The sequence below is a fragment of the Nonlabens dokdonensis genome (assembly GCF_002162835.1).
In the GTDB taxonomy this organism is placed as follows: domain Bacteria; phylum Bacteroidota; class Bacteroidia; order Flavobacteriales; family Flavobacteriaceae; genus Nonlabens; species Nonlabens dokdonensis_B.
In genome coordinates this window covers 1-2402 of the sequence record NZ_MAAX01000080.1, presented here as the reverse complement: position 1 = coordinate 2402, position 2402 = coordinate 1, and the positions used below count along the sequence as shown (strand labels likewise).

The following is a 2402-nucleotide window of genomic DNA, read 5'->3' as shown; positions in this document are numbered from 1 at the left end:
TTATAAAAGCCATTTCTAATTCAAAATCAACTAGCTTTGATGGTCCAAATGTTGGTTGATCAGCATTTGCTGGAAAAGTTTGCCCTTGTGGTCTGTGAATCGGAATATCTGATGGAATGATACTGCTTGATCTACCATGATAAGCTACTGGCATATGTAACCAATTAGGAAGGAGTGCATTATCAGGATCTCTAAACATCGTCCCTACATTAGTTGCATGTTCTTTACTACTATAGAAATCTGTATAATCGCCTATTAAAACTGGCAGCTGCATCTCAACTTCGTCCATTGCAAAAATTATGCGATCTCGGTGCTCCTTATTATCTCTCAATTCAGGATTCTCTTTATCAAAAATATCTCCTATCCTATTTCTTACCAATTTCCAAGTTTTTTTACCGTCTGATATAAAATCATTTAAAGTGTCTTGCATAAACATGTCATCGGTCAAAGGAACTGAATTGAAATAACCCATTTCTTGTAGCGCACCCAAATCAATTGCATAATCACCTATTCTAGTACCAATAGTAATTACATTATCTCTTGTAAGAAATACACCAAATGGTATATTTTGAATAGGAAAATGAGTATCACGATTATATCCTATCCATGAATTTCTTTTAGGGTCGTTAGTTTTATTGGGCATATTGTATTGATTTCTTGTTAAAAAGTATATTCAAATATATCATTTTAGTGTGGCATGAAAGCATCTGTAACCTATTTTTGTGATCTAATTTATATCAAATGGCTAACGTAGATAAAGAAATTTTCGATCTAATTGAACAAGAAAGAATTCGACAAACAAAAGGCATCGAGTTAATTGCTAGCGAAAATTACGTAAGTAATGATGTTCTAGAGGCAGCTGGCTCTATACTAACAAATAAATACGCTGAAGGGTATCCAGGAAAAAGGTATTATGGAGGATGCGAAGTAGTAGATAAAATAGAGAACATAGCAATAGAAAGAGCTAAAACTTTATTCAATGCAGAATACGTTAATGTACAACCGCATTCAGGAAGTCAAGCAAATACAGCAGTTTACCATGCATGTTTGAATCCTGGAGATAAAATCCTAGGATTTGATTTATCACATGGAGGTCATTTAACGCATGGATCACCGGTAAATTTTTCAGGTAAACTTTATGAAAATGTATTTTATGGTGTAGAGAAAGAAACAGGTCTTCTTAATTATGATGAAATTGAGCAAATTGCTTTAAATGAGAAACCTAAATTAATTATCGCGGGCGCTTCTGCTTATAGCAGAGAAATAGATTATGCGAGATTTAGACAAATTGCAGATAAGGCAAATTGCCTTCTACTAGCTGATATAGCTCATCCCGCTGGACTAATTGCAAAAGGAATTTTGATGGATGCGGTAAAACATGCCCATGTTTGTACTACAACTACTCATAAGACATTAAGAGGCCCTCGTGGTGGATTAATAATAATGGGAAAGGATTTTGAAAATCCCTTCGGTCAAAAGTTGAAAAATGGTAACTTAAAAAAGATGTCCACCCTATTAAATAGTGGAGTATTTCCTGGAAATCAAGGTGGACCATTAGAACATATTATTGCTGCTAAGGCAATTGCATTTAGAGAGGCACTATCGGAAGACTTTCTGAACTATATGGTGCAAGTTAAGAAAAATGCAACTGTAATGGCCGAAGAGTTTATCAAAAGAGGTTTTAAAATAATTTCTGGAGGCACTGATAATCATATGATGCTGATTGATCTCAGAAATAAAAATATCACAGGTAAGGAGGCTGAAGAGCTATTAGGAAAAATTCATATTACAGTAAACAAGAATATGGTTCCATTTGATACAGAATCTCCTTTTATAACTAGCGGAATAAGAATAGGAACACCTGCAATTACAACAAGAGGTTTAAAAGAGTCTGAAATGATTAAAATAGTTTCATTAATTGATAACTGCATTTCTAACAGAAATAAGATAAATTTAGAAAAGCTTAGAGAAGAAGTCTATTCTATAACTAATGGATTTCCCTTATTTCAGAATTAGTCTTGTAAAACTTGTTGATTAACAAAATCATATAACTAAACGTTGTATGATTTTTTTTGTTCAAAATTTAATTATTAATAAAAAATTAATCATTAGGCAAAAGTATATAACATCTCGAATTAAAAGGAGAATGGCTTTTAGTTTAATTCATTATAATTGAATTGTAAGCAAATAGACGTACTCGAAAACAAACATAGTAACGCTACATTTCAATTAAAACTATGAAACAATATATTACAAAAAGTTACGATTATAAGTATCGCATCATATAATAAATAAAAATATACATTAACTTAGAAGTATTAACAGAAAGAATAAATTACTATAGTATCATCATTATAATACTTATATAATTTAATTACAAAACAGATAATAATGATTAAAAC

General features: G+C 31.5%; 1 protein-coding gene and 1 pseudogene. One reads left to right on the top strand and one right to left on the bottom strand.

All coding sequences use genetic code 11. The features are described 5' to 3' along the window. Nucleotides 1–643, bottom strand: a pseudogene (locus tag A9Q93_RS05105) (fumarylacetoacetate hydrolase family protein); the annotation flags it as partial. Between the two features lie 98 nt (nucleotides 644–741). Between A9Q93_RS05105 and glyA the strand changes: the two are divergent. Continuing rightward, on the top strand, nucleotides 742–2016 hold the full coding sequence (gene glyA / locus A9Q93_RS05100; RefSeq protein WP_303686305.1) for a serine hydroxymethyltransferase: 1275 nt from the start codon (nucleotides 742–744) through the stop codon (nucleotides 2014–2016). Nucleotides 2017–2402: the final 386 nt, after the last annotated feature.

Coding starts and splice junctions, on each gene's coding strand:
- glyA (WP_303686305.1), top strand. CDS start 742: ATGGCTAACGTAGATAAAGAAATTTTCGATCTAATTGAACAAGAAAGA.